The following is a 26,796-nucleotide window of genomic DNA, read 5'->3' on the forward strand; positions in this document are numbered from 1 at the left end:
CCGGCAGATGAGCGCGCTCACCCGCGGCGAGTCCCGCGAACCCCTGCCCGTCCCCGCGGCCCTGGTGCGGCCCACAGCGGCCGAGCTTCCCGGCCGGCTCGTGCCGCCGGCCTTCCTCGTCCTGCTCGCGGTGGCCCTGGCCGCGCCGGGGCTGCTCACCGCCGGCGCGGACCCCCTGACCGCCGACCCGCTGAACGCGCTGGCCGCTCCCGGCGCCGGCCACTGGTTCGGCACCGACCACCTCGGCCGTGACGTGCTGGCCAGGGTCGTCTACGGCGCCCGCCACTCCATCAGCATCGGCGTCGCGGCCACGGGCCTGGCGGTCACCTTGGGCGTGCTGCTCGGTCTGGCCGCCGGGCTGTCGCCGAAGTGGCTGGACGAGGCGCTGGCCCGCTCGTTCGACGTGCTGTCCACCCTGCCCGAACTGCTGCTCGCCCTCCTCGTCGTGGCGATCACCGGCCCGGGGACCGGGAACGTGATCTTCGCCATCGCCGTCGCGCAGATCCCGAACTACGCCCGGGTGATCCGCGCCCAGACGTTCGTCGTGCGCCGCTCGGGCTACGTCGAGCAGGCCGTCACCTTCGGCCGCTCCCGCCTGGCGATCACCGCCAGGCACATCCTGCCGAACGTGCTCGGGCCGATCCCCGTACTGGCCACGATCGGCATCGGCCAGGCGGTCATCGCCGGCTCGGGGCTCAGCTTCCTCGGCATGGGGCCGCAACCCCCGGCCGCCGAGTGGGGCGCGATGCTCTCCGAGGCCCGCAACTATCTGCGGGTGGCCTGGTGGGAGGCGTTCTTCCCGGGCCTGGCGATCACGCTGACCGTCGCCTGCCTGACCGTCGTCGGACGCCGCCTGCAACGCCGTTTCGAAGGAAGGACCCCATGACCACCACCCACGGCGAAGCCGTACCGACGTCTGCCGCCGGTGGCGGTGAGAACGTCTCCACCGTCCCTCTCGCCGCCGTGGCGGACCTGCGGGTGAGCTTCGGCGGGAGCGAGGTCGTGCGGGGGATCTCGCTCTCGATCGCCCCCGGCGAGTGCGTGGCGATCGTCGGGGAGTCCGGCTCCGGCAAGAGCGTCACGGCGCGGACCCTGCTCGGGCTGGCCGGTCCCGGCTCCCTCGTGCGGGCGTCCCGGTTCACGATCGCGGGACGGGACGCGCTCGGCTTCGGGCCGCGCGAATGGCGGGCGCTGCGGGGCAGGTTCGCCGGGCTCGTGCTCCAGGACGCGCTCGTCTCGCTCGACCCCCTGCGCACGGTGGGCGCGGAGATCGCCGAAGTGCTGGCGGTCCACGAGGTCGTTCCGCGGCCCCGGCGGGCGGACCGGGTGCTGGAGCTGCTGGAGTCGGTGGGCGTTCCGGAGCCGGAGCTGCGGGCCGGGCAGCACCCGCACGAGCTGTCGGGCGGGCTGCGGCAGCGCGCGCTCATCGCCTCCGCCATCGCCGCCGACCCCGAGCTGATCATCGCCGACGAGCCCACCACCGCGCTCGACGTCACCGTCCAGGCACAGGTTCTGCGGCTGCTCGCCGAGCGCAAGGCCGCGGGCGCCGCGCTGCTGCTGATCAGCCACGACCTGGCCGTGGTCGCCTCGATCGCCGACCGCATCCTCGTCATGCGCGAGGGCCGGATCGTCGAGGAGGGCCCCGCCCGGCACGTGCTGTCCACGCCCGCGCACCCCTACACCCGCGCGCTCCTGGCCGCGGTCCCCTCCGCGGCCTCCCGCGGCACCCGGCTCGCCACCGGCGCCCGGCGGATCCGTTCCGCCCCGAACCCGTCCGCCCAGGTCCTCGCCGGAACCGCGCTCGGCCACGCGTACGGCCCTCGCCGCGTCGTGGACGACGTCTCCTTCACCCTGCACGAGGGCGAGACCCTCGGCGTCGTCGGCGAGTCGGGCTCGGGCAAGACCACGCTCGCCCGCCTGGCCCTCGGCCTGCTCGAACCCGGCCACGGCCGCGTCGCCATCGCGCGCGCCCTCGGCCCGCGCCCCGACGTGCTGGTGTGCGACGAGCCGGTCTCCGCGCTCGACGTCTCCATCCAGGCCCAGGTGCTCGACCTGCTGGCCGACCTCCAGGCCGAGTACGGCACGGCGATGCTGTTCATCTCCCACGACCTGGGCGTGGTCCACCACGTCGCCGACCGCGTGCTGGTCATGAAGGACGGCCGCGTCGTGGAGGAGGGCGACGTCGAGGAGGTGTTCACCCGGCCGCGCCACCCCTACACCCAGGCGCTGGTCGCCGCCGTTCCGACGACCGCCGTATGACCTGCGTGGAAGCCTGCCGCATAGAAATACATATATACCTGGTAGGAAATGTTGACTTTGTGGCGACGGGCTCATAGCTTCGTGGTCATGAGCCAGGCCGCGAACCTGACCCGACGCCCGCACGTGGACCACGGCCACGTCGCCAGCGCGCGATGTCGCTGACCAGGGCCCGCCATCCGCTGCGTCGGCCGGCGCGCTCCCCTCGTCAAGGAACTCCAATCCGCATGTGAAGGGCCATGACATATGCCTGTCTCATCCCTGTTACGACCCGCGCTCGCCGCGCTCCTGCTGACCGCCCTGGCCGCCTGCGCGCCGGGCGGCGAGCCCGCACAAAGCGCGGCGGAGCTGGCGGCGGAGGCCCCGCTGCCCACCTCCGTCCCCAAGGGCACCAAACTGATCATCGGAGACCCGTCCACCAAGGTGGCGCTGGAGCTCTCCGGCGAGATCGACAAGTTCTCGTTCGCCGTCGAATGGGCCAACATCAGCGGCGGCCCGCAGACCACCGAGGCGTTCCGCGCCGACGCGCTGGACGTCGGCGCCGTCGCGGAGATCCCGGCCATCCACGCCACCTGGACCGGCCTGCCGGTCAAGATCGTCGCCTCGAAGTTCCGCAAGGATGCGCTCCGGCACCCGACCTACGAGCTCGGCATCGCGCCGGGCGTGAACGTACGGACCCTCGCCGACCTGCGCGGGAAGCGGATCGCGTACAGCCCGGGTCAGGCGCAGGGCGCGCTCATGCTCAAGGTGCTCAAGAAGGCCGGGCTGACCAAGGCCGATGTCACCCTGGTCGAGCTGCCGAGCACCGGCGACGTCTACCCCAACGCGCTGGCCTCCAAGCAGGTCGACGTGGCCCCGATCGGCGGCGTCAACATCCGGCGGTACACGACCAAGTTCGGCCGGGACGGCGCCACGACCATCCCGCACGGGCTGCGCGACGACCCGAGCCACCTGTACGTGCGGGCGGCCACGCTCAAGGACCCGGCCAAGGCCGCCGCGATCCGCGAGTACGCCGCCGCCTGGGCCCGCGCCTCGATCTGGGTCTACGAGCATCCCGAGGAGTGGATCGCCGGCTACTACGTCAAGGACCAGGGCCTCAGCGCCGCCGACGGCCGGTATCTGGTCGACCTGGCGGGCGAACCGGACATCCCCGCCGACTGGTCCGAGGCCATCGCCAGGCACCAGGAGACCATCGACATCCTGGCCGAGGAGACCGGCAACCCGGTGCTGCAGGCCCGGGACCTGTACGACCTGCGCTACCAGGCGGTGGGCGCGGACGCGATCAAGGACGGTGCCTGATGACCCTCGTCGCCTCCCGCCCGGCCGTGACCACCCGCCCGCGCACCCACCGCCTGCGGCCGGGAGCCCGGATCAGGTTCGGCTTCCTCGTCGGCCCGTTCCTGCTGCTCGCGCTCTGGGCGGCCGCCTCGGCGAGCGGCCTGCTGGACCCCCGCTTCCTGTCCGCGCCGTGGACCGTGATCGGCACGGCGGCCGAGCTGATCGAGTCCGGCCGCCTTCAGGAGAACCTGCTCGCCTCCGTTCAGCGGGTCGCGCTGGGGCTGGCCATCGGCGTGCCGCTCGGCACCCTGCTCGCGCTGGTCTCGGGAATGAGCCGCTGGGGCGAGGCGGTGATCGACGGGCCCATCCAGATCAAGCGAGCCGTCCCGTCGCTCGCGCTGATGCCGCTGCTGATCCTCTGGCTGGGCATCGGCGAGGTGATGAAGGTGACCGTCATCGCCGTCGGCGTGCTCGTGCCGATCTACATCCACACGCACAACGGGCTGCGCACCATCGACAGCCGCTACGTCGAGCTGGCCGAAACCGTCGGCCTGCGGCGCGGCACGTTCATCAGGAAGGTGGTGCTGCCGGGGGCGCTGCCCGGGTTCCTGCTCGGCATGCGCTTCGCGGTGACCACGGCCTGGCTGTTCCTGGTCGTGGCCGAGCTCATCAACTCCACCACCGGCATCGGCTACATGATGGACCTGGCGCGTACGTACGGGCAGACCGAGGTGATCCTCGTCGGCATCGTCCTGTACGGCCTGCTCGGCCTCTTCTCCGATGCCGCGGTCCGGCTGGTGGAGAGGAGGGCGCTGTCGTGGCGACGGACGTTGGCGAGCTGATCCGGGTCCAGGCCCTGACCCGCCGGTACGGCTCCCGTACCATCCTGGACCGCCTGGACCTGGAGATCGCGCCGGGCGAGTTCGTGGCCCTGCTCGGGCAGAGCGGGTCGGGGAAGAGCACGCTCCTGCGGGCCATGGCAGGGCTGGACGGAGACGTGGCGGGGGACGGTTCCGTCGAGGTGCCGGGGCAGGTGTCGGTGGTCTTCCAGGACGCCCGGCTGCTGCCCTGGCAGCGGGTGCTCGACAACGTGGTCCTCGGCCTCGACGGAGCCGCGGAGCGGGGCCGGGAGAGCCTGTCGGAGGTGGGGCTGGCCGGGCGGGAACGCGCCTGGCCCAACGAGCTGTCCGGCGGCGAGCAGCAGCGGGTGGCGCTGGCGCGCTCCCTCGTCCGCGAGCCCCGGCTGCTGCTGGCCGACGAGCCGTTCGGCGCGCTCGACGCGCTGACCAGGCTCAAGATGCACGCCCTGCTGCGCCGGCTGGTCGAGCAGCACCGGCCCGCGGTGCTCCTGGTCACCCACGACGTGGACGAGGCCATCGCGCTGGCCGACCGGGTCCTCGTGCTCGACCACGGCAGGATCGCCGCCGAGCAGCGGCTCGACGCGGGCAGGGACACCACCGAGATCCGGGCCGCGCTGCTGCGGGCGCTCGGCGTGACGGGAGAGTGAGAGGGACAACCGTCGTTCCGGAGAGCTGAGGACACCCCCCGCACGCCGTTCCCACGGCGGCGGGGGGTGGACTCATCCGCGCAGCAGGGGCAGGAGCTGCTCGCCCTGGCGCTTGAGCTCCGGCAGGTAGGGGGTGTCGGACAGCACGAAGTGGGTGATGCCGAGGGATTGATACCGGCGCAGCGACTTCGCCACGTCCTCGGCCGAGCCGACCAGCCAGGTGGTGCCCGCGCCGCCACCGCCGAACTTGGCGGGGGTGGTGTAGAGGTTGTCGTCGAGCACCTCCCCCCGCGCGACCAGGTCGAGCAGCCGCTGCTGACCGACGGCGGCCTGCCAGTTCGCGTCACGCCGGGCGTTGCCGTTCGCCATCCGCTCCACCTTGGCCTCGGCGTCGGCCCAGGCCTGTTCGGTGGTGTCGCGTACCAGGGTGGTGATGCGCAGCCCGAACTCCAGCGGGGGGTGCTCGCGCCCGAGCTTGTCGCTGAGCTGCTTGAGCCGCTCGATCCGCTCGCCGACGCCGTCGAGGGGCTCGCCCCAGAAGAGCTGGACGTCCGCCTCGGTGGCGGCCACCCTTTCCGCGGCTTCGGAGGCGCCGCCGAAGTAGAGCCGGGGGTGCCTGCGCTCGCCCCGGACGACCGTACGCGGCGCCACGGTGGAGTCGGTGACGCTGAAGTGCTCGCCGTGGTAGGTGACGTGCTCCTCGGTCCACAGCTTGCGCACGATCTGGAGGAACTCCCTGGTACGGGCGTAGCGGTGGGCGCGGTCGCCTTCGCTGTCGCCGTACGCGGCCAGGTTGTCCTTCCCCGACACGATGTTGACCAGCACCCGCCCTTCGGTGAGATGGTCCAGGGTCGCGGCGGCGGAGGCGAAGTTGGCCGGATGCCAGTAACCGGGCCGGATCGCGATCAACGGCTGGAACGTCGTCGTCTGCGCGGCCAGTGCGGTGGCGACCGTGAAGGTGTCGGGCCGTCCCCAGCCGGTGCCGATGAGCGCCCCGCTCCACCCGTGCCGCTCCAGGGCCCTGGCGTGGCTGGTGAGGGTCTCCAGGCTGTTGTGGCCGGTGACGACGTCGTCGCCGCGGTGCCCGGGCTGCACTTGGTTGGGGATGTACCAGAGGAACCGGAGGCTCATCGGCAGGTCTTCCTGTTCTCGAGGTGAAGGAGGTTCAGCCGCTCTTAGGGGGCATGGACCGCCCCCTGGCGAGGCCGCCCGCGGGTGAGCGGCCGGGACCCACCGTGCGGGCGAGCCCCCCAGCCCCGCTCGCACGGTTGCTCGTTGTCAGGCCACGACGAGCGACTCGGCCCGGAACTCGCGCCCGGCGACGATCTCGGAGACGAAGCCGTCGGGGCCGACGGGACGCTCCCCGATCAGGGTCACCCGGTGCAGAGTGCGCTGGACGTCGAGATGGTCGAGGTCGGTCGGTGCCAGGTGGGCGGTGGCCCGGTTGTCCCAGAAGGCGACGCTGCCGGGGTGCCAGCGGAAGCGGACGGTATATTCAGGACGGGTGATCTGCTCGTACAGCAGCTCCAGGACACGGCGGCTCTCCAGCGCGGACAGGCCGACGATGTGGTCGGTGAAGCCGGGGTTGACGAACAGCGCCCGCTCGCCGGTCTCGGGATGCACCCGTACCACCGGATGCACGGAGACCAGCAGGTTGTCGTTGACCCGCTTGAGCAGCTTGCCGTCCTCCTCGGCCGGCCGGTAGCCGGCGAGGAAGCGGTGCTCGGCACGCAGGCCGTCCACGAAGCGGCGCAGCGGCGCCGACAGGCCCTCGTAGGCGGCCACCAGGTTGGTCCAGGTCGTGTCGCCGCCGTACTCGGGGACGGTCTCGGCCCGCAGGATCGAGGCGGCGGGCGGGTTGACGGCGGCGGTGACGTCGGTGTGCCAGCCGGAGTAGTAGGAGTACTTCCGCTTGCGGTAGAGCTCGCGGTAGTTCGCGCCGTAGCGCTCCTCGTAGCGGCGCGGATCGATGGTGAGGATCTGCGGGTGCTCCTCAGGCGGGGCGTCCTCATGGGGGTGGGCGTGGGTCAGCTCGCCGAACTGGCGGGCGAAGGCGATCTGCGCGGCATGGTCGAGGTCCTGGCCGCGGAAGAAGACCACCTTGTGGGCGTACAGGGCGTGGCGGATCTCCTCGACCGTGGCGGGATCGAGGGGATGGGCCAGGTCGACGTCCGTGATCTCGGCGCCGATGTGCCCGGCGACGCGTCTGACGGTGATGGTGGACATGGTGAAGTGCTCCCTCAAGCTGTGACGGGTGTTCGAGCGGAAACGGGGATGGCGGGACCCGGAGGTCACCGCATGGCACAGAGCGCGCTCGCCTGCCGCCTGAGATCGACGTGGAGGCGAGCCACCAGAAGCTCGCTGCTCTTCACAGCCCCGATCTTCCGCAACATTCCCGACAGATGCAATAGGGATTCGGAAATTTCATGCATAGCCAGTAGGAAATATTGCCTTTACCCCGCCCGCGTGATCAGGAACCCGGGCATCAGCCGAGTGTGACGCCCACATGTACCATCCCTATCGTTAGCCGATTCACAGACGGGAATGCTGCGCAGTCCCCGTCACCGTGACCCCGATCCCCGGAGATGCGCTAAGGCGATCATGAGCGAGTCCGTGTTGCGCTGTCGCATCAGTACTGATCTTGACCATTTGCGCTGCCTGATACGCACGCAGGCCCGCCACGGCGGATTACGTGGACCGCGCTTGGAGGATCTGGTGCTGGCGGCCAACGAGGCGATCTCCAACGTGCTGGAACACGGTGGTGCGGGCGGCACGCTCACCGTTCGTTGCGTCTCGACCGGGGTCACCGTGGAGGTGGCCGATGCGGCCGGCCTGCTGACGCCCGCTCATCTGGCCGGCGCGAAGCTCGACCTGACCGGCTCCAGGGGGTTCGGCCTCTGGATCATCCAGCACCTGTGCGACGAAGTCGGTCTGGAGCAGGCTGCCGGAGGCTCGGTGCTGACCATGCGCATGGACCCCAGCCGCCACGTGAGTCGCGCGCTCGATTGACGCTTCCGGCCCACGGACGGCGGCGTCCATGGCGACGACCGCGCGACTGGGGGCTCGGTCACCGCCTGGCCGTCTGTGTCAGGCGCAGGGCGGCCTCGGCCGTCTCATACCTCCACGAGATCACCGCGTGTTCGAAGCCGCGTGCCTCGTCACGCTGCTTGCGCAGGGCGGCGACGATCGGCTCGATGCGCTCGGCCTGCGCGTCCAAGAGCGGACGCGGGTCGGTCCTGGCCCGTTCGAGAACGGCTAGCTTGATCAGAAATTCGGTGCGGATGTCGCGAATGTGCTCGACCGGCCGCATCAACCAGTCGTCGACAGCGGCTCGCCCCGATGCCGTGACGGCGAACACCGTACGCTGCGGACCGCCCCGCCCCGGTTGCCTCCCTGACTGCTCGACCAGGGACAGGTGGGCGAGCCGGTCGAGCGCACGATAGACGTGCGGGCGCCGGATCTGCCAGATCGCCCCGACAGGGCCGGTGTCACCGGTGAGCCGGGAGACGGCGAAACCGTGGGTGGGTGTCTCGGCCACGAGCGCGAGCACGACCCACTCGGTGAGTGACAACGCACGCGAGTCCACGTGGTCAAGGGTAGGGCCCGTGGAACCGGTCCGGAGGCTCACGGGTAGTCTCGATGGGACTAGCCAAGGCGTCGGAGGAACACTCTGTGAGTGCGACCCAAGGGGAGCGGCCCGGCAGCAGGCCGACGCCCAACGCCATCTGCGCCGGCGGGCCGTACGACGGCATGCTCGCCCGCATCGATCAGGACGTCGGCATCGTACAGGTCCACTTACGGCCGGATGACCGGTCACCGAGCGCTCGCTATCGGATCACCGCAGGTCGTGTCCATCATCCGTCATGCAGCCACCCGTTCGTCGTGCTGCGCTGGGTCGGCGACGACCAGGCGGACGGCGAGCGCCACTGACCGCGACCGGCACGGACGGGGATGGACGCGACAGGTGCGTACGCGACATTCTGTGGCGTGATCTTGCGTCAGTTGGAGTACCTCGTCGCCCTGGCCCGTGAGCGGCATTTCGCTCGGGCCGCCGCGTCCTGCAGCGTCTCCCAGCCCTCCTTGTCGGCGGCCATCCGCAAGCTGGAACGCGAGCTGAACGTGTCCCTGGTCCGCCGCGGCCCGCAGTTCGCGGGGCTGACGCCGGAAGGGGAGCGGGTCGTGCTGTGGGCGCACCGCATCCTCGCCGACACCGACGCCCTGCGCCAGGACGTGTCCAGGATGCGTGAAGGGCTGTCGGGCACGCTCCGGCTGGGGGTGATCCCGACCGCGCTGACCGCCGTGCCGCTGCTCACCACGCCGTTCTGCGAGCGGTACCCGCACGTACGGGTGCTGCTGACGGCGTTGTCGTCCAGGGAGATCGCGCGGCGGCTCACCGAGTACGAGATCGACCTGGCGATGACGTATCTCGACGACGAGGAGGGGTTCGGCGACGTGCGCACCATCGCGCTGTACGACGAGCGCTACCTGCTGCTGACCCCGTCCGATGGCGAACTGGCCGGTCGGCGGGTGGTGGGCTGGGCGGAGGTGGCCGCGCTGCCGCTGTGCCTGCTCACGCCGCAGATGCGCAATCGCCGCATCCTGGATGCCATCTTCCGCCACGCCGGGGCGGTCCCCGTGCCCGCGATCGAGGCCGACACCGTCTCCGCGCTGTTCGCCCACGTCGGGACGAACCACTGGTCGACGGTGATCGCGCATGCGTGGCTGCACATGTTCGAGGTGCCGGACGGCATGCGGGTGGTCCGGTTGGAGCGTCCGGCCCGGGAGCCGCGGGTGGGCCTGGTCGTATCCACCGCGGGCCCGGAGTCGGCGATGGCGCGGGCCGTGCTGGACATCGCCCGCGACCTGGACATGCGCGAGGTGTTCGACCGGCTGGCCGGTGAACAGCTGACATAGGCGACGCCTATCAAGCCATCGAAAGAATCGCTTTGACCGGCGGAACGCCTCGGTGAAGAGTGTGATCGTCCGGGGTGGCGGCCTGGCTCGCACCGGCGCCCGTTCCCACTCCTCCAGGAGTTGACGGACCCGTCCTCTCCCTTCGGTCCCGCCCGTTGCCTTCGGGACCGAAGGGAAGGAACAGTCGTTCCGGTGGCTCCCATTCCGACGGACGGCCTGGTAGCACTGTCGGGCAACGTGTGCGTACCTTCCTGGCTGAACTTCGCGACGCTGCACTCAATGCCGCAGCGGGAGATGACGGTGAGATTCGAGTGCCGCACCTCCGGACTGCGGCGCCACTACTTCACCGGGCCGCTGCTCATCGATGTGCTGCGGGCGGCGGAGCCGCTGTTCGACCCGGGCGAGCGCAAGGACCGCCTGCGCTTCCTGATCACGGTCCTGGGACGGGACGGCCACCGGACGGTGCTGTCGTGGGGCGAGATCGACCCCGAGTTCGGCAACACCCCGGCGCTGCTGGCCGTCAGCATGGACTGCCGGCCGCTCGACGAGCAGGGACCGCACCTGGTGATGCCGGGGGACCGCTGCGGCGCGCGGCACATCAGCCAGGTCACCGACCTCCGGGTGTACGCCGACGACCTGTTATGGCGTTAGTCCGTCGCGGGAGCACCGGGGGTGTCACCAAGAGCAACCGCCGGCGTAAGCCTCGGCACGAGGGGGAAGGTCGCAGATAGGAGGGGGAGCCATGTTGCGTACGCCGATGTGCGACCTGCTGGACATCGATGTCCCGATCATCTGCGCGCCGTTCGGGCCGTGGGAGCAGGTCGAGCTGGCGGCGGCGGTGTCCAACGCCGGAGGGCTCGGCAGCCTGGGGACCGCCCTGCGACCCCTGCCCGACCTGAAGGCGCAGTGGGAGCGGCTGCGCGAGCTCACCGACAAGCCGTTCGCCATCAACCACACCGCCCGGCCGCTGGACAAGGACGCCTTCGCGGCGACGCTGCGGTTCCGGCCCGCCGCGATCTCGTTCCACCTGGCGGTCCCCGACGACCTCATCGCCCGCGCCCACGACGCGGGGATCCTCTGGATTCAGCAGGTGATGAACCGCGAGCAGGCCGAACAGGCCGTCGCCGCGGGGGCCGACGTCGTCATCGCCCAGGGCGGGGAGGCCGGCGGGAACGGCGGGTGGGTCGCCACCACGGTCCTGGTGCCGCAGGTGGTCGACGTCGCGGGCCAGATCCCGGTGGTGGCCGCGGGCGGCATCGCCGACGGCCGGGGCATCGCCGCCGCGCTCACGCTGGGCGCGCAGGGCGTGAGCATGGGCACACGGTTCCTGGCCTCCACCGAGATGCGCATCGACGAGGAGTGGAAGCGGCGCATCCTCATGTCCGACGCCCTGGACGCCGTCAAGGTCACGGGAAGCGAGCGGATCCTGCCTCCTTTCAACCGTCCTGGCGGCCCCGCCGAGCCCCGGGCGTTGCGCACGCCGCTGATCGACCAGCTCCGCGACGCGCCCGCCAGCGTGGACCCGGCCGAGATCGTGCCCCGCATCGTCGAGGCGCTCATGGACGGCCGGGGCCACGAGTACATCCCGTTCACGGGCCAGTCGGCCGGTCTCATCGACGAGATCCTTCCCGTCGGCCAGATCGTCTCCCGGCTCATCCGCGAGGCCGAGGTCGCCTTGGTCGCGGCGGCGCGAGCCTTCGCCTGACACGCCGCCGCACGCCCGTCACGGTCGTCGGGGCCTGTCGGCCTGCCCCGGCGACCGGCGACTCTCTTGGGCTTCCCGCCAACGAATGATCAGCACGTGTCCACGGAGGCGGCAGTGACCGGTCGAAGCGCAGAGGGTCGCCGGCAGGACGGGATCGGTGTCACAGGAGCCGGCGGGCGAGGGGCAGTCTGGTCCGGGTGATCAGCGCCGCCACGGTCGCCAGTACGGGCAGTCCCACCACCACGGCGATGACGAATGGCCACGGTACGGCGATCGTGGCGGGGTCTCCGGCGCCGTGCGTCGTCATCGGCCGGCTCAGCGCCACGCCCGTCACCGTTCCCACGGCCAGCCCCACCAGCGCGCCGAGCCCGGAGATGTAGAGGGCCTGGCCGGCCACGACGAGCCGCATCGTCCCCGGCGGCGCGCCGATCGCCGTCATCGTCGCCCGCTCGGGCCGCATGTCGGCCGCCGCCAGGCGGGTGGCGGCCAGCGTGCCGCCGACGACGAGGACGAGGGCGCCCACGAGCCAGCCCCACAGGCCGGGGTCGGGCATGTTGTTGTAGCCCTCCTCGGCGGCGACCGTGACGCGGTAGGTCACCTCGGCCAGATCACGCGGCAGCGTCGAACCTGCGGGCAGCCGGTGCATGGCGTAGAGCTGGCGTTCCGCCGTCGTGAAGTCGGCCCGCTCGACCAGGGTACGCGGCAGCAGGGCCCCGCCCTGGTATTCCTCGGCGGGCGTGGCCACGACCGCCGGCACGATGAGCTGGCGCGCGGGGGCGGACGTGGAGCTCGCCCGCAGCGTCAGCTTGCCGTCCCGTACCGCGGCCGGGTCGAAGACCACGGCCTTGCCGCTCGCCAGCGCCGCGGCCGCCCGTGGGTCGTGGCGTCCCTGCAGGAGCTTGAGCAGGGCCTGGTCTCCGATGGCCACCGAACGGCGCGTCCGCGTCCCGTTCCATCGCACCGTGTACCGCAGCGCGTAGCGGTGGCCCTGGGCGTCACTCGCCTGGTAACCGGAGGCCAGCGGCACGCCCGGCAACCGGCGGACCGTTTCGGCGCGGAGCTTGCTCCAGGTCGCGTCGCTCATGGTGCCGCCCCAGATCGCCAGCATGCCGGTCGGGCGCGCCGAGGTGTAGGCCTTACGCCGGTCCATGTGTTCGCTGTAGGCGCCGATGCCCATCGCCACGACCGTCGCCGTGACCGCCATGACGGCCGCGACGGCGCTCGCCGTACGGGATCGGTGGCGGACCGCGTCACGGACGGAGACCCGCAGCGCGAGCGTCAACCGCCCGGCCGGCCGGCCCGTGAAGCGGATCAGCCACGGCGTCAACACCACCATCCCGATCATGATCAACACCGCGGAGGACCACACCCACACCGCGTCCGGCTGGCGCCGGGCCACCACGGTCGCTCCCAGCCCGGCCAGCACCAGCACGGCTCCGGCCAGGGGCCATCCCCGCCGATCGGCGGCTGCGGGCGCGCGGCCGGCCAGCACGGTCGCGGGGTCCTGCCGAGCCGCTTGTACGGCGGGCACCAACGCCGCCGCGATCCCGGCGATCAGGCCCAGCGCGGCGACGCTCAGAACCGGCGTCCACGGCACGTCCGCCGGGCCGACCTGTCCTCCCCAGCGCGCGACGACAGGGGCGCCCAGCGCTCCGGTCGCGATGCCGAGCACCGTCGCCACGAGGGTGGCCGCGCCGCCGAGGAGCAGTCCGTCGGCCAGTACGATCATCCGCAGGTGCCCGGCCGAGCCGCCCTGCGCCGCGATCTCGGCCAGTTCCCGGCGTCGTCTCCTGAGCCCGACCGCGAAGGCGGGCCCGGCCAGCAGCACGGTTTCCAGGACGACCATGATCACCATGGCGCCGAGCCCGATCGTGTGCCGGACGTTCAAGGGGGAGAGCCGATCCGGGGCGGGCGGCAAGGCCAGGAGCGCGGTGCGGGAGGTGACGTACAGACCGGCCCTGTTCAGCGCGGGCACGTCGCTCCAGGAGACGGGCTTCGCGGTACGGGCGAGCCAGCCGGGGCCTTGCATGTCCGGACCTCGGAAGGCGTCCGGCGGCGCCAGCGGCAGATCCGGACCCACGACCTCGCGCAGCGAGGGCCGGTGCGGGTGCTCCACCACGCCCACCACCCTCAGCGGCGGCGAGCCGGACGGTCGCAACATCTCGCCGGGCCGCAGGCCGAGCGCGGGTGTCACCGCGACCTCGCCGGCGGCGGGGAACCTGCCCTCGCCCAACGTCAGCATCCCTCTGGTGAGGGGATCGCGAAGGTCGGTCTCCAGCGCGTCGACCTGGTCGGTGCCCAGCCGGAGCGTGCCGGTGTCGAAGGGGATCAACCGGGTGCCCGGTCCGAGCAGGGCCGCCACCTCGGCGGCACTGAGCTCGGGAGCGGCGGCTCCGTCGCCGTCGCCCGTGTTCCAGCTCGTCCCGTTCGGCTGCTGCTGGAGCACCGTGCCCTCAGGGGTCTGGACGAGGCGGGCGTCGGCCGTGCCGAGCTCGGCCGCCAGGCCCTCGCGTGGGGTGACGTTCATGGTCTCGGAGAGGGTGAACATCCCCGTGATCACCAGGACGGGTAAGCCGATCATCACCATGATGAGCGCGCTTCGTCCTCGGGAACGCCACGCGTTTCGGCGGGCCAGGCGCAGTACGGCCAGGACGACGCTCATCGGGCGCTCACCAACGACGCGTCCGTGGTGTCCGCGATCATCCCGTCACGGAGGAACACCACCCGATCGGCCCAGGCGGCGTAGCGCGGCTCGTGGGTGACCAGCAGAACCGCCGCGCCCGAGTCGCAGCGCTCGCGCAGTAATCGCAGGATGTCGTCGCCGGTGCGGGTGTCGAGCGCGCCGGTCGGCTCGTCGGCCAGCAGCAGACAACGCCCGCCCACCAGGGCGCGGGCGATGGCGATCCGCTGGCGCTGGCCGCCCGACAACTCCTCGGGGAAGCGGTCGGCCAGGTCGGCCGCATCGATCTCTGCCAGTACGGCCATCGCCTCCTCCCGGGCCGCGCGTGGGCGCACACCGTCGAGCTCGCGGGGCAGCATCACGTTCTCCACGGCTGTCAGTGATGTGATCAGGTTGAGGTCCTGGAAGACGTAGCCGACTTCGCGGCGGCGTAGTGCCGCGAGGTCGCGCGTGGTGGCCAGGTCATGTTCGCCGATGTGCACGGTTCCCGACGTGGGCCGGTCGAGCCCGCCGGCGAGGTTGAGCAGGGTCGACTTGCCGGACCCGGACGGGCCCATGACCGCGACCAGCTCTCCCGCGTCGACCTCGAGGCTCACCCCCTTCAGAGCGTGTACGGCTGTCGCCCCTTCGCCGTGGACCCTGGCCACTTCGGCCAGCCGTACGACTGTCATCTTTCCTCCTTGAGAACGGCCTCGCAGTGGTCCAGCCACCGTTGCTCGGCCTCGGCCTGGAAGATCATGGAATCGAGTACGAGCCGTCGCGCCGCGCCTTCCGTGGCGGCTCGCTTGGCCCTGGTCAGCTGCTGGAGGGTGCGCATGGTCGCCGTACGCTGCCGGTGAATGACCTCGGCGACGTCCACCTTCCCGGCGGCGACGGCCATGGCCAGCTTGATGACCAGTTCGTCCCGCGGCCGGTCGGACTGGGCCACAGGGGTGCCGAACCAGCGCGCCATTTCCTCCTGGCCGGCCGCGGTGATCGTGTAGACGACCCGGCCCTGCTCGTCCGACTCGCCCGGCTTGACCAGGCCGTCGCGCTCCAAGCGGGACAGCGTTGTGTAGACCTGGCCGATGTTGAGCGGCCAGGTCGCTCCGATCGACGCCTCGAACTCGATCTTCAGTTGGTAGCCATGCCGGGGCCCACTGCTGAGTAGGGCGAGCAGGCCGTGTCTGACTGGCATGAGTACTAAGTATGCATACGCAGTATGTACATCTCAAGAATTTGCCGTATTACCCGGAACACGGCGTTTCACGACAGCCCACAATGGGCCGGGCGGGTGTTGCCTCCGCACGCCCGGCCCATCAGGTCTGGGGCATGGTCGCCGCCCCGGCTCAGAGAAGCTCGTCCAGCAGGCGGTAGTAGCACAACCGCTCCTCGTCGGTGTGATCGACGAGGAGGTAGGCGGACGAGCCGGCAGCGCCAGGAACGGCGGCCCGGCCGGCGCGGGCGCGACCGGTATCCACGCCGGCCGCCCGGCGGGGCCGTCACGCGGCCCCGCCGGGTCGAACCGTTACGGCGCGGACGATCTCATCCGCTATCAGGGGGATTCGAAACCGGCCTTGGTCAGCACGTCCTTGCTCTGCTGCGACAGCACCAGGTCCACGAACTGCTTGGCGGTGTCACCGGCGGGGGCCTTGGCCAGGGTGGCGATCGGGTAGTCGTTGATCGCCTGGTCCGCCTCGGGGAACGCGATGCCCTGCACCTTGCCGCCGGAGGCGATCACGTCGGTCTTGTAGACCAGCGCCGCGTCCACCTCGCCCAGCTCCACCTTGGTCAGCGTGGCCTTGACGTCCTGCTCCAGCGTGACCGGCTTGACCTCCAGCTTGGCCGCGTCCAGCGCCTTGACCGCCGCCGCCCCGCACGGCACCTGCTCGGCGCAGAGCGCCACCTTCACCTTCGGATCGGTCAGATCCTTCAGGTCGTCCACCTTGGCCGGGTTGTCCGCGGGCACCGCGATCTGCAGCTTGTTCCGCACGAACGTGGTCGGCGAAGAAGCCAGCGACGCGTCGGTGACGGTCTTCATGGTGGCCGGGCTGGCGGCGGCGAAGACGTCGGCCGGCGCCCCCTGCGTGATCTGCTGGGCCAGCGTGGCGCTGGAGCCGAAGTTGAACCTCACCGTCGTGCCCGGATGGGCGGCCTCGAAGGTCCTGCCGAGCTCGGTGAACGTCTCCGTCAGCGACGCCGCCGCGAACACCGTCACCTCCTTGGCGCCCCCCGCGGCGGACGCCGAGGACGAAGCGGAGGTCGTGGACGTGGCCGGTTCTCCGGAGCCGCAACCGGACACGCCCGCCAGCGCGAGTGCGACGGGCAGGGCGATCGCCCATCGGGATATACGCCTGAACACCAAGGGGGGCTCCTCACAAGTAACCGGCCACGGGCTCGTGGCCGGGGATCTCCACCTGCGCCATCACCGCATCGCGGATCACCTCGGTGACAATGCCGCGAAATCGGTTACGCGCCGAGGAACGACCACCGCCGTCGTGCTCCTCGATCTGCGAGCGGGCGAAGGCGGCCAGGTCGGCGCCGTTCACCTGCCGATGTCCGTGCTCGTCCCGCTCGGCTCCCAGCCGGCCGGCGTCCGCCCACCGGCGGACGGTGTCGGCACTGACCCCGAGCAGCGCCGCGGCCTCGCTGATCCGAAACGTCGTCACAAGCCCTCACCATACCTGCCGCACTTTCGAGGATGAATACCCGCCTTCCGCCGCAGTAGCGGCATGATCTACCGTCCTGGCATGGCATCCAAGAGATCGCCGCCACGTCCGCACTCGCCACCGCGGCCACCGCCGCCTCCGCACAGCGGACCGCCCCCAGCGCGGTCAAGGTACGTGGCGAGGTCGGCCATCCCCGTTCGTTCACCATGGCGCGACTGCGCGCTCTGCCGCAGCACACCGTCCACGTCCGCCGAACGCCGGGCGCTGCCGGAGGCGTTCGCGGTTCGTGAAGCGAGAACCTGTGGCCCCATCCGGCATGGCTGGTTTGATGGCCTTGCTGGAGGTTAGCCAGGAAGACGTTTGCGCGCGCGATCGCAACGATCGCCGGGGCGGACTGGCGAAGGCGATGACTGGGGAACGAGTGCTGCGCTGTCGGATCAGCGCCGATCTTGAAGGAATCCGGGGCATGGTGCGGAGCCACGCCCGCCATGGTGGTCTGAAGGGAGAGCGGTTAGAGGATCTGGTAATCGCGGTCAACGAAGCGGTCACGAATGTGCTCGACCATGGCGGCGGGGACGGTACGGTCACCGTTCGTGTCTGCCCGGGTGTCGTGACGGTAGAGGTGACGGATGTCGCCGGGGTGTTGTCGGCCGACCATCTCCGTTCGGCCCAGGTCGATCCCACGGCTTCGCATGGGTTCGGGCTGTGGGTCATCCAGCGCCTGTGTGACAAGGTCCGGCTCGACCAGACCGGCCACGGCTCCCGGCTGAGCCTGTCGATGTGCGTTTCGTCGGCCGTTCACCCCGGTTGACCGACCTCATCCGGCTCGCTGCCGTCCTCAGGCGAGGGCGGCGAGGGCGTCCTCCAGAGTGTCGTAGAGAGGGAGGTGCTTGGCGAGGCCGGTGATCCACATGACTTTGGAGCGCGAGTAGTCAGCGCCGATCAAGGCGAACTTGCCGCCGGATGCGCGGGTGGTCTGCCAGTGGTGCACGATCAGGCCGAGGGCGCGTGAGTCCATGAAGGTGACTCCGCCCAGGTCGAGGATCAGGGCCGGGCCCGCCTGCGCGAGGAGGCCGGCGAACTGCTCGCGGGTGGTGGCGTCGAGGAAACCGTCGATCGTGATGACGGCGATGTCGTCCACGTTGGTGGAGGTCAGGCTCAGCGTCGCTGTCGGGGGGTTTTCGCTGTCCCACGTGATCACAAGGGCATCCTGACTCGGCTTGAGGGAACTACTCGGTCGTCTGCTGTCCGCGGTGGCCCGCGCCCGCGGCTTCAGGCGCCTCGGCGGTTCACTCGGCTTCTCCGTTGCGGATCCCGTGCTCACTGAGGGCCGCGGCCATGGCTGCTGCCGGGGTGGGGTGGACGGCGAACAGATCGTCTACGCCGGTGATGCTCATGAGCCGGGCGGGTGTGCTGTGGACGGCCGCCAGGTGCAGGGACATGGCCTGCTCGCACAGTCTGGCGTGCAGGCGCAGCAGGAGGTGGAGCCCACGGCTGTCCATGAAGGTCGTGCCGCTCAGGTCGAGCACCAGCGGCTGGCCGTGCCGGTGGCTGAGGCCGATCTGGGTCTCGAGCTGTTCGGTGTTCGTCTTGTCGATTTCGCCCGTCACCGTGATGAGCACACCGGCGGGTAGCGGCTGGGACTTCAGGTTCAGGGGAGACATGGCGCTTTGGATCGTCCTGTTCAGCTGGAGGGCGTGGTGGACTGTGGATCCTCGGCGGCGGCCTGGGCTGACCGCGGGGACGTCGAACTTCCACCATAAGAGTAAAGCTGAAGACGGTTACAGGAAAGGAAATTCGTCATAGGATCTTCGGGCGGGCAGGATCCGTCCGCCACGGAAGCCGAGAGGCTTCGAAGCGGAGAAGGCGACAAGAGCGTGAACTCATCCGAAGAACGTTCCTCTACCTGGACCTTCCTCACCCATCACGCGCGCGTCCTGGTGGAGTTGGCCCGCGATCCCGAGGCGCGGCTGCGTGACATCGCCGCCAGCATCGGCATCACCGAGCGGGCCGTGCAGAGCATCGTGACCGACCTTTACCAGGCCGACTACGTGACGCGGGAACGAATCGGCCGCCGCAACCGCTACAGCCTCAATCTCGACCAGCACTTCCGCTACCCGACTGAAGCCGGCCTGCCCGTACGCCTGCTGATCAGCATGTTCGAGGACCGCGACCTGCACCACCAACCGGCCGAAGAGAGCGAACGGACCTGATGGGGTCAGCGCAGCCGCCGCAGCAGTGGTGACGGTGGCTTCTCACAGGGCGCCACCCTGATCCGGGCATCCACCGTGGCCGCGCCTTCCGGGGTGACGATGATCGGGTTGAGGTCGAGTTCGGCCACCTGCGGGAGGTCATCGAGCAACCGGCCGACGCGTACGACCTGATCCACCAGAGCGGAGAGGTCGACCGGCGGAGAGCCGCGGTAGCCGTGCAGCAGCGGGGCGCAGCGCAGTTCGCCGACCATGTCGAGGGCGTCGGTGATGGGAGGCACCCGGAAGGCGCGGTCGGCCAGCAGGTCGGCCGGCACCCCGCCCGCTCCGACCATGACCAGCGGTCCGAACGCCGGATAGTTGACGCCCCCGATGATGATCTCCACACCGCCGGACAGCATGCGCTGGACGATCGCGCCGGTCATCTCCGGGCCCAGCCGCGCCGCCATGTCGAGGTAGGCCCGCCGTACCTCGTCCGGGGTCGCAAGGTTGAGCCGGACACCGCCGACGTCGCTCTTGTGCACGGGACCCGTGGCCTTGAGCACGACGGGCAGTCCGAGCCGCTCGGCGGCCGCGGCGGCGCCCTCGGGCCCGTCCACCTCGATGGACTCCACCGGCGTCACTCCGTAGCAGCCGAGCAGCCGGCCGGTGTCGGCGGGGGAGAGCCAGCCGCCGTCCGGGTGGGCCTTGAGCCATGCCTGTACGATCTCGCGTGCCCTTCCCTCCTCGACCCTCGGCGGGACGGGAACGGGCCTGCCGGGCAGACGGCGCCATTCAGCGTAATGCACCACCTGGGCCAGCGCCCGTACGGCCTGCTCGGGGAAGGCGTAGGTGGGCACGCGGCCGTCAATGACGTCGTCGTGTCCGGCGACGCAGGCCAGCACCGTCTTGGCCGCCGTCTTCGTGGCCCCGGCGATGGCCCGGCAGGTCTCCTCCAGGCCGTCACCGAACGGAGGGGTGTAGACGATGAGGACCGCATCGACGTCCGGACAGGCCGCGAGGGCCTCGACGGCGACGCCGATCTCGGTGGCGGTGGCGTCGGCGGTCAGGTCCACCGGGTTGCCGAGCGCGGCGGCGGCCCTGGCGGTCAGCAGCCCGGGCGGCAGTTCGGGCACTGTCAGGCCATGCTGCTCGCAGGCGTCGGCGGCCATCGCCTGGGGGCCGCCCGAGTTGCCGACGATGGCCACCCGGCGGCCGTTGGGCAGGGGCTGCTGGGCCAGGAGCTTCGCGGTGTCGATCAACTCGTGGACGCTGTCCAGCCGGATGACGCCGGCGGCACGGGTGAGCGCGTCCACCGCGACGTCGGGGGTCGCCGCGGCGGCGGTGTGCGAGCGCACCGCCCGGCCCCCCGATTCGCCGCGGCCGCTCTTGACCAGCAACACGGGCTTGCGCCTGCCGACCCGGCGGGCGATACGGGCGAACTTGCGCGGGTTGCCGAACGACTCCAGATACAGTGCGATCACGTCGGTGTCGTCGTCGTCCTCCCAGTATTCGAGCAGGTCGTTCCCGCTGACGTCGGCCTTGTTGCCGACCGAGACGAACGACGAGACGTCCAGGCGTTCCAGCAGCGCCGCGCCCACGGCGCCCGACTGGGACATCAACGCCACACACCCGCGGACGGGACAGTGCGGCAGGAAGCTGGCGTTGAGCCAGGCGCTCGTATTGATCACGCCCAGGCAGTTCGGTCCGATCAGTCGCATCCCGGCGGTCCGGCAGATCATCAGCAACTGTGACTCCAAGCCGGCCTGCCCGGCTTCGGCGAATCCCGACGACAGCACCACCAGCCCGGCCACTCCCGCCGCCGCGCAGTCACGCGCCACCTGAAGGACCTGCCGCGCGGGCACCGCCACCACCACCAGGTCCACGCCGTCGGGTACCGTCGCGTGGCAGGCCAGTCCGGCGATCTCGGTGGCGTAGGGGTTGACGGGATGGATCGGCCCGCAGAAGCCGCCGTCGATGAGGTTGCGCAGGACCTTGTGCCCGACCGCCGCCTCGTTCCGGCTCGCGCCGATCACCGCCACCGAGCGCGGCGCCAGCACTCTGGCCAGCGACGCCCGCCCCGCCTCGTGGTCGCGTGCCTCGATGGCCGCCAGGAGGCCGGGCGTGGGCTCGGCGGCGATGCTGACGTGCAGGGTTCCGCTCTCGAAGCGCTGGTGCACCGTCAGCCCGAGGTCGCGCAGCACCTTGATCATCGGCTGGTTCTCGGCCAGCACCTCGGCCACCAACTCGCGTACGCCGTGCTCGGCGGCATCCACGGCCAGGTGCTCCAGCATCAGCGTGCCCAGGCCGTGCCCGTGCACGGCGTCGTCCAGCAGAATGCCCAGGTCGGCGCGGCCGTTGTCGAAGGGGACGTACTCGGCCACCGCGACCAGCCGATCGCGCAGCCCGGCCACCAGCGCGCGGCCGTCGTACCGGTCACCGGTGATGCGATCGACATGGGCGTGGGCGGTGGCGCGGCCACCGGTGAAGAACCGCAGATAGGCCGAACGCTCCGACGAGCGCTCGACCAGTTCGTGCAGGGCTTCGCGATCCGCGGGGCGTAGCGGGCGTAGGTGGGCGATCCCGCCGTCACGTAGCAGGACATCACATGCCTCGGCCACGGCGCGTCTCCCGTTCGTCATGTGCCGCGCGGGTCCGGAACCCCGATTCCAGCGACAAGACTGGTGGACGAGCCGGTGGGCGGACAGGGCCGGACGACCCTCGCCTCCGGGCCGAAGGTCCCTGCCCACCGAGCCGCGGGAGCGGGAGCGGCCCGGGCATGAGCGCGAGGGTCGGCGGCCGTGCGGCCTGCGCTACACCTGCCGGCCTGCGTGGGCGTCCACCGTGGAGCGCGCCATGCCCAGGGGCGTACCGGTCGGGAGGCCCTGCCTGAGAAAGGACTCGTAGACGTCGATCAGGACGCGCCGCTGGTGCCTGGTGATGGCGGCATCGGTCCGGATGGCGGTCCGTACGCTGCAACGGTGGCGGCCCGCGATGGCTTCGAGCCGCGCCCAGACAAACATGGCGGAATCGCGCAAGCGGCCGGCGAGCCGGCGAAGGGGCAGAGCGAACCGCGTCCATCGACCGCGCCTCGCCCGGCTGCAACAGAAGGCGAACATGGTGGCCGGCGTTCGGTTTGGCGTCAAGAGCGCGCTTTACGCGGACGCGAGCCGCCCCGAAGGGCCATTGACCCCGTCACCAGAAGCGCGACGGCGGCGGCGACGGCAACGGTCGCTATGATCATCTTGCGCATGATTTCCTACCTTGATGGCAGTCGTGATTATCCTGTGCGGTCTGTAATATCCGGTCCGCTTCATAGGAAATCCCGCGCCTTTTCGCTGGGTTGGTCAAATACGCGACTCCGCTGACGTCACCCCGCGCCGACCCCGCCCACCGACCGATGTCCTGCGATCCAGGGCCTTTCGGCCCTGGTGACGGCCGGTGAGCAGGCCTGGACTGGACGTAGGAGGTGACGCTATGTACGCCCAGGTCACGGAGACATATGCCGCCGTGGTGTTCCTGCTCGGCGAACATGCCTACAAGCTGAAGAAACCGGTATGCCTCGACTACGGCACCCCGCTTGCGCGCCGCGCCGCGTGCCACCGGGAAGTGGAGCTCAACCGCAGGCTCGCCCCCGACGTGTACGAAGGCGTGGCCGACGTGCACGGTCCGGACGGCGCGGTCCGCGATCACCTCGTGGTGATGCGCCGCATGCCGCCCGAGCGGCGCCTGGCGACGCTGGTCCACCTGGGGAAGCCGGTGGAGGAGCCGCTACGCGAGATCGCGCGCCGGGTGGCGGGGCTGCACGCGAAGAGCGGTCACGGCCCCGAGATCGACAGGGAGGGCGGGCCGCAGGCGCTGCGGGCCCGGTGGAGCGCCGGTTTCGCGCAGGTGCGCGGCCTGCCCGGCGCCGCGATCGAGCCGGGCGCGCTGGAGGAGATCGAGCAGCACGTGCGGGACTTCCTGCACGGCAGGCACTCCCTGTTCCAGGCCCGCATCGCGGCCGGCCGCATCGTGGACGGGCATGGCGACCTGCTGGCCGAGGACATCTTCTGCCTGGACGACGGGCCGCGCATCCTGGACTGCCTGGAGTTCGACGAGCGTCTGCGCTTCGTCGACGGGGTGGACGACGCCGCCTTCCTCGCCATGGACCTGGAACGCCTGGGAGCGCCGCGGCTGGCCGAGCTGTTCCTGCACTGGTATGTCGAGTTCAGCGGAGATCCCGCGCCGACGGCGCTGTGGCACCACTACGTCGCCTACCGGGCCTTCGTCCGCGCCAAGGCCGCCTGCCTGCGGCACCGGCAGGGCGACGCGGACGCCGGCTGGCAGGCGCGGCGGCTGGCCGAGCTCTCGCTCCACCACCTCCGCGCGGGAACGGTCACCGTGGTCCTGACCGGCGGCCCGCCGGGAAGCGGCAAGTCGATGCTCGGTGGCACGCTGGCCGACAGGCTCGGCTACACGCTGCTGGGCAGCGATCGCATCAGGAGGGAGCTCGCCGGTCTCGACCCGAAGCAGCCCGCGAGCACGCCGTGCCCGCCGGAGATCCACACGCCCGAGCACACCGACCGGACCTACGCCGAGCTGCTGTCGCGCGCCGAGCGCCTCCTCGGCCACGGCGAGTCGGTGGTGCTGGACGCCTCCTGGGCCGACCAGCGGCACCGGGCGGCGGCCGAGGCCATGGCCGCCCGGACCTTCAGCCGCCTGGTCGGCTTGCGGTGCACGGTCATTCCGCAGGCCGCCGCTGAGCGGCCGGCCGCCCGCGAGCCGGGACTCTCCGATGCGGACGAGAGCGTCGCCGCCGCCATGACCGCGGCCATGGCACCGTGGCCGGGCGTGACCGAGATCGACACGGGAGAGTCGCCGGGGAAGGCGCTGCCCTGCGCGCTGGCCGCCGTTCACCCTCCCCACCTCGACGTGTCGTGGCGCTTCCGTAGACCACAACCGGCGTCCGACTGAACGTGCGCCCGCCACCGACGACTAACGGGGCCGCGTAGGCCGACACGAGCCGCTCGCCGAGACCTTCGACCCTGGGAACAAGCCGGTGACCAGCGAAGATGGAGGAGGAGATGGGCGAGCCTGAGGCCGTTCTCCGGCCGGGGTTGTCATCCGAGCAGGCGGCCGCGCGGCTCGAACAGGACGGTCCGAATCTCCTGCCGGGCCGCCCGCCGGTGCCGGTGTGGCGCCGCGTGGCCGGGCAGATCCGTGATCCGCTGATCATCGTGCTGCTGGTGGCCACGGCACTGACCGCGCTCACCGGCGACTGGGCGGACATGGTCGTGATCCTGCTGGTGATCGTGGTCAACACGAGCGTCGGCGTGGCGCAGGAGGTACGCGCCGACCGGGCGATCACCGCGCTGAACGAGCTCACCGCGCCCGTGGCCAGGGTCGTCCGGGACGGCGCGCAGCGGCGGATCCCGGCGGCCGGCGTGGTGGTCGGCGACCTGCTGGTGCTTGCCGAGGGCGACATCGTGCCGGCCGACGCCCGCGTGAGAGAGGCGGCGGCGCTGCTGGTGGACGAATCGGCACTGACCGGCGAGTCGATCTCGGTGGACAAGGGCCCCGGCGAGCAGGTGTCGGCCGGCACGGTCGTGGTACGCGGGCGTGGCCGGGCCGAGGTCACGGCGACCGGCTCGGCCGGCTCGGCCGGGCGCATCGCCGCGTTGATGGCGACGGGCCCCGGCCTGACGCCGCTGCAACGGCGCCTGGTCGGGGTGGGGCGGCTGCTGGCGGCGGTCACCGTGTTCCTGTGCGTCGTGGTCGGGGCTCTCGGGCTGGTACGGGGCCAGCCGGTCGAGCTGATGGTGGTGACCGCGATCAGCCTGGTGGTGGCGGCCGTGCCCGAGTCGCTGCCGGCCGTGGTCACCCTGAGCCTGGCGCTGGGCGCCCGGCGGATGGCCGCCCGCCACGCCCTCGTACGCCGCCTGCACGCCGTCGAGACGCTCGGCTCGGTCACGGTCCTGGCCACCGACAAGACCGGAACGCTGACCGAAGGCCGCATGGTCGTCCGCCACCTGTGGACCCCCACCGCCCAGGCCACGCTCACCGGCACCGGATACGCCCCCTGCGGACGGCTTGAGGGCGGCCCGCCCGAAGCGTTCGCCGACCTGCTTACCGGCGGCGCCCTGTGCAACGACGCCCGGCTCCCGCATGGCGAGGACGGCCGGTGGCAGGCCCTCGGTGACCCCACCGAGGCCGCCCTGCTGGCCGCCGCTGCCAAACTCGGCCTCGATCGCGCCGATTTGGACCACCGCTACCCGCGCCTGGCCGAACACCCCTTCGACAGCGCCCGCAAGCGCATGAGCACCCTGCACCGGCTGCCCGATGGCCGAGCCAGAGCGGTCTGCAAGGGCGCGCCGGAGTCCCTGCTGCGTCCGGCGGTGCTCGCGGACGACCCCGCACTCCGTACCCGGGCCGCCGAACAGGCCGAGCGATTCGCCCAGGCGGGCTACCGGGTGCTGGCCATCGCCCAGACCGACCTCGCGGCCACGCCCGGGGAGGTGCCGGAGAGCGGGCTGAGCCTGCTCGGGCTGGTCGCCATCCTCGATCCGCCACGCCAGGCCGCCGCCGGAGCCGTGGCCGCCTGTCTCCGGGCCGGGATCCGGCCGGTGCTCATCTCGGGAGACCATCCGGGCACGGCCCGCGCCATCGCCACCGAGCTCGGCATCATCGCCCCCGGCGCCGCGATCACGGATTGCCGTACTGTGCCGTCCCTGGACGGGACGGCCGTCTACGCGCGGGCCACCCCCGAGCAGAAACTCCACCTCATCGAACGCATGCGCGCCGACGGCGACGTGGTGGCGATGACCGGTGACGGCGTCAACGACGGCCCGGCCCTGCGACGCGCCGACATCGGCGTGGCCATGGGCGGGCGCGGCACCGAGGTCGCCCGCCAGGCCGCCGACCTGGTCCTGGCCGACGACAACCTGGACACCGTCGTGGCCGCCGTCGAGGAGGGCCGGCGCGTGTACGCCAACATCCGCCGCTTCCTCGTCTACGGCCTGTCCGGCGGCGCCGCCGAGATCGCCGTCATGCTGCTCGGCCCGCTGTTCGGGCTCGCGCTGCCGCTGCTGCCCGCCCAGATCCTGTGGATCAACCTGCTCACCCACGGCCTGCCCGGCGTGGCCCTCGGCGGCGAGCCCGCCGACCCGGCCGCGATGAGCCGCCCACCCCGCCCGCCGGACCAGAGCATCCTGCGGGCGGGCCTGTGGCAGCGGGTCGTCCGCATCGCCGTCGTCCTGACCGCCGTGACCCTCGGCGTCGCCGTGTGGGCTGCGCACACCGGACGCCCGTGGCAGAGCATGGCCTTCTTCGCCCTGGGCGCCACCCAGCTCGGCGTGGCGCTCGGCTCGCGCGCCCGGCCCGGCTCGTCGGCCAACCCCATGCTGCTGATCGCCGTGGCGGGGGCGCTCGTTCTGCAGCTCGCGGGCCTGTACGTGCCGCCGCTGCGCGAGTTGCTCGGCACCCGGCCGCTGCCCGCCGGTGACCTGCTCATCGTGGCCGCCCTGTCGGTCCTCGGCTACGCCGCCGCCCGACTGGACCGGATCCTGCACCGCGACCCCGATCCACCGGCGCGGGACGGGCATGGTCCTCGACCGCGAACCTTGGCGTGCTGAGGCCCG

The 26,796-nt window shown here is 71.4% G+C and carries 27 protein-coding genes and 1 pseudogene; 14 read left to right on the forward strand and 14 right to left on the reverse strand.

Annotated features, from left to right (window positions below):
* The first annotated feature begins 7 nt into the window (after window positions 1-7).
* The 5 genes from BLS95_RS43755 (at window position 8) to BLS95_RS43775 (ending at window position 5,041) form a co-directional block, all read left to right on the forward strand.
* Window positions 8-886, forward strand: a complete 879-nt coding sequence (locus BLS95_RS43755) for an ABC transporter permease (RefSeq protein WP_090945518.1) — start codon at window positions 8-10, stop codon at window positions 884-886.
* Window positions 883-2,259, forward strand: a complete 1,377-nt coding sequence (locus BLS95_RS43760; protein WP_090945519.1) for an ATP-binding cassette domain-containing protein — start codon at window positions 883-885, stop codon at window positions 2,257-2,259. Before BLS95_RS43755 ends, BLS95_RS43760 begins: the two co-directional genes overlap by 4 nt.
* Window positions 2,260-2,502: 243 nt before the next feature.
* Entirely contained in the window at window positions 2,503-3,555 is a 1,053-nt protein-coding gene (locus tag BLS95_RS43765; RefSeq protein WP_090945520.1) for an ABC transporter substrate-binding protein, read from the forward strand.
* Window positions 3,555-4,376, forward strand: a complete 822-nt coding sequence (locus BLS95_RS43770) for an ABC transporter permease (RefSeq protein WP_090945521.1) — start codon at window positions 3,555-3,557, stop codon at window positions 4,374-4,376. The genes BLS95_RS43765 and BLS95_RS43770 overlap by 1 nt, the downstream gene beginning before the upstream one ends.
* Window positions 4,352-5,041, forward strand: coding sequence for an ABC transporter ATP-binding protein (locus BLS95_RS43775; protein WP_090945522.1), 690 nt, complete (start codon window positions 4,352-4,354; stop codon window positions 5,039-5,041). Before BLS95_RS43770 ends, BLS95_RS43775 begins: the two co-directional genes overlap by 25 nt.
* A 72-nt stretch (window positions 5,042-5,113) precedes the next feature.
* Here BLS95_RS43775 and BLS95_RS43780 read toward each other — a convergent pair whose 3' ends face one another.
* The 3 genes from BLS95_RS43780 to BLS95_RS60020 all read right to left on the reverse strand — a co-directional run bounded on the left by BLS95_RS43780 (window position 5,114) and on the right by BLS95_RS60020 (window position 7,473).
* Window positions 5,114-6,172, reverse strand: a complete 1,059-nt coding sequence (locus BLS95_RS43780) for an LLM class flavin-dependent oxidoreductase (protein ID WP_090945523.1) — start codon at window positions 6,170-6,172, stop codon at window positions 5,114-5,116.
* 147 nt (window positions 6,173-6,319) lie between these two features.
* Complete coding sequence (locus tag BLS95_RS43785) at window positions 6,320-7,267, reverse strand: TauD/TfdA dioxygenase family protein (protein ID WP_090945524.1); 948 nt, start codon at window positions 7,265-7,267, stop codon at window positions 6,320-6,322.
* A 65-nt stretch (window positions 7,268-7,332) separates the two neighbouring features.
* Entirely contained in the window at window positions 7,333-7,473 is a 141-nt protein-coding gene (locus tag BLS95_RS60020; RefSeq protein ID WP_425434790.1) for a putative leader peptide, read from the reverse strand.
* 169 nt (window positions 7,474-7,642) lie between these two features.
* Between BLS95_RS60020 and BLS95_RS43790 the strand changes: the two genes are divergently transcribed.
* Complete coding sequence (locus BLS95_RS43790) at window positions 7,643-8,050, forward strand: ATP-binding protein (protein ID WP_176993697.1); 408 nt, start codon at window positions 7,643-7,645, stop codon at window positions 8,048-8,050.
* Between the two features lie 58 nt (window positions 8,051-8,108).
* On the opposite strand, the gene BLS95_RS43795 is transcribed toward BLS95_RS43790, so the two are convergent.
* Window positions 8,109-8,627, reverse strand: a complete 519-nt coding sequence (locus tag BLS95_RS43795) for a PadR family transcriptional regulator (protein WP_090945526.1) — start codon at window positions 8,625-8,627, stop codon at window positions 8,109-8,111.
* Window positions 8,628-8,713: 86 nt separating this feature from the next.
* Between BLS95_RS43795 and BLS95_RS43800 the strand changes: the two genes are divergently transcribed.
* From BLS95_RS43800 to BLS95_RS43815, 4 genes are all read left to right on the forward strand, one after another.
* Complete coding sequence (locus BLS95_RS43800) at window positions 8,714-8,971, forward strand: hypothetical protein (RefSeq protein ID WP_090945527.1); 258 nt, start codon at window positions 8,714-8,716, stop codon at window positions 8,969-8,971.
* Between the two features lie 57 nt (window positions 8,972-9,028).
* Complete coding sequence (locus BLS95_RS43805; RefSeq protein ID WP_090945528.1) at window positions 9,029-9,955, forward strand: LysR family transcriptional regulator; 927 nt, start codon at window positions 9,029-9,031, stop codon at window positions 9,953-9,955.
* A gap of 192 nt (window positions 9,956-10,147) precedes the next feature.
* Window positions 10,148-10,606, forward strand: coding sequence for a molybdopterin-binding protein (locus tag BLS95_RS43810; RefSeq protein WP_090945529.1), 459 nt, complete (start codon window positions 10,148-10,150; stop codon window positions 10,604-10,606).
* Between the two features lie 91 nt (window positions 10,607-10,697).
* On the forward strand, window positions 10,698-11,660 hold the full coding sequence (locus tag BLS95_RS43815) for an NAD(P)H-dependent flavin oxidoreductase (protein ID WP_090945530.1): 963 nt from the start codon (window positions 10,698-10,700) through the stop codon (window positions 11,658-11,660).
* 160 nt (window positions 11,661-11,820) lie between these two features.
* Here BLS95_RS43815 and BLS95_RS43820 read toward each other — a convergent pair whose 3' ends face one another.
* From BLS95_RS43820 to BLS95_RS43840, 6 genes and pseudogenes are all read right to left on the reverse strand, one after another.
* Window positions 11,821-14,322, reverse strand: a complete 2,502-nt coding sequence (locus BLS95_RS43820; RefSeq protein ID WP_090945531.1) for an ABC transporter permease — start codon at window positions 14,320-14,322, stop codon at window positions 11,821-11,823.
* The gene (locus BLS95_RS43825) at window positions 14,319-15,011 is read right to left on the reverse strand and encodes an ABC transporter ATP-binding protein (protein WP_090945532.1); all 693 of its coding nucleotides are present in this window, start codon (window positions 15,009-15,011) and stop codon (window positions 14,319-14,321) included. The genes BLS95_RS43820 and BLS95_RS43825 overlap by 4 nt, the downstream gene beginning before the upstream one ends.
* Window positions 15,008-15,517, reverse strand: coding sequence for a PadR family transcriptional regulator (locus tag BLS95_RS43830; RefSeq protein ID WP_090945533.1), 510 nt, complete (start codon window positions 15,515-15,517; stop codon window positions 15,008-15,010). Before BLS95_RS43830 ends, BLS95_RS43825 begins: the two co-directional genes overlap by 4 nt.
* Before the next feature lie 151 nt (window positions 15,518-15,668).
* Window positions 15,669-15,800, reverse strand: a complete 132-nt coding sequence (locus tag BLS95_RS59350) for a hypothetical protein (RefSeq protein WP_281250105.1) — start codon at window positions 15,798-15,800, stop codon at window positions 15,669-15,671.
* Window positions 15,801-15,874: 74 nt separating this feature from the next.
* A complete protein-coding gene (gene modA, locus BLS95_RS43835) occupies window positions 15,875-16,681 on the reverse strand; it encodes a molybdate ABC transporter substrate-binding protein (RefSeq protein WP_176993698.1) in 807 nt (268 codons plus the stop codon).
* 46 nt (window positions 16,682-16,727) lie between these two features.
* A pseudogene (locus tag BLS95_RS43840) lies at window positions 16,728-16,988 on the reverse strand (helix-turn-helix transcriptional regulator); the annotation flags it as partial.
* A 328-nt stretch (window positions 16,989-17,316) separates the two neighbouring features.
* Between BLS95_RS43840 and BLS95_RS43845 the strand changes: the two are divergent.
* Entirely contained in the window at window positions 17,317-17,799 is a 483-nt protein-coding gene (locus BLS95_RS43845; protein WP_176993699.1) for an ATP-binding protein, read from the forward strand.
* Between the two features lie 27 nt (window positions 17,800-17,826).
* Here the strand turns inward: BLS95_RS43845 and BLS95_RS43850 are convergent, their stop codons facing one another.
* Together BLS95_RS43850 and BLS95_RS43855 are read right to left on the reverse strand one after the other, a co-directional pair.
* Window positions 17,827-18,189 carry an STAS domain-containing protein gene (locus BLS95_RS43850; protein ID WP_245765656.1) on the reverse strand — a complete coding sequence of 121 codons (363 nt, stop codon included), beginning with the start codon at window positions 18,187-18,189 and terminating at the stop codon, window positions 17,827-17,829.
* Between the two features lie 88 nt (window positions 18,190-18,277).
* Window positions 18,278-18,652, reverse strand: a complete 375-nt coding sequence (locus tag BLS95_RS43855) for an STAS domain-containing protein (protein WP_090945536.1) — start codon at window positions 18,650-18,652, stop codon at window positions 18,278-18,280.
* Between the two features lie 213 nt (window positions 18,653-18,865).
* Between BLS95_RS43855 and BLS95_RS43860 the strand changes: the two genes are divergently transcribed.
* Window positions 18,866-19,201 (forward strand): helix-turn-helix transcriptional regulator, encoded by a 336-nt coding sequence (locus BLS95_RS43860; RefSeq protein ID WP_090945537.1) that lies wholly within the window; start codon window positions 18,866-18,868, stop codon window positions 19,199-19,201.
* A 5-nt stretch (window positions 19,202-19,206) separates the two neighbouring features.
* On the opposite strand, the gene BLS95_RS43865 is transcribed toward BLS95_RS43860, so the two are convergent.
* The gene (locus BLS95_RS43865) at window positions 19,207-21,798 is read right to left on the reverse strand and encodes a GNAT family N-acetyltransferase (RefSeq protein ID WP_090945538.1); all 2,592 of its coding nucleotides are present in this window, start codon (window positions 21,796-21,798) and stop codon (window positions 19,207-19,209) included.
* Window positions 21,799-21,990: 192 nt separating this feature from the next.
* Entirely contained in the window at window positions 21,991-22,200 is a 210-nt protein-coding gene (locus tag BLS95_RS43870) for a hypothetical protein (RefSeq protein ID WP_143044128.1), read from the reverse strand.
* Between the two features lie 454 nt (window positions 22,201-22,654).
* On the opposite strand from BLS95_RS43870, the gene BLS95_RS43875 reads away from it, so the two are divergent.
* Both BLS95_RS43875 and BLS95_RS43880 read left to right on the forward strand, forming a co-directional pair.
* Entirely contained in the window at window positions 22,655-24,133 is a 1,479-nt protein-coding gene (locus BLS95_RS43875; protein WP_090945540.1) for a bifunctional aminoglycoside phosphotransferase/ATP-binding protein, read from the forward strand.
* Window positions 24,134-24,243: 110 nt separating this feature from the next.
* A complete protein-coding gene (locus BLS95_RS43880; protein WP_245765657.1) occupies window positions 24,244-26,790 on the forward strand; it encodes a cation-translocating P-type ATPase in 2,547 nt (848 codons plus the stop codon).
* Window positions 26,791-26,796: the final 6 nt, after the last annotated feature.

The sequence above is a fragment of the Nonomuraea jiangxiensis genome (assembly GCF_900099965.1).
Taxonomy (GTDB): Bacteria; Actinomycetota; Actinomycetes; order Streptosporangiales; family Streptosporangiaceae; genus Nonomuraea; species Nonomuraea jiangxiensis.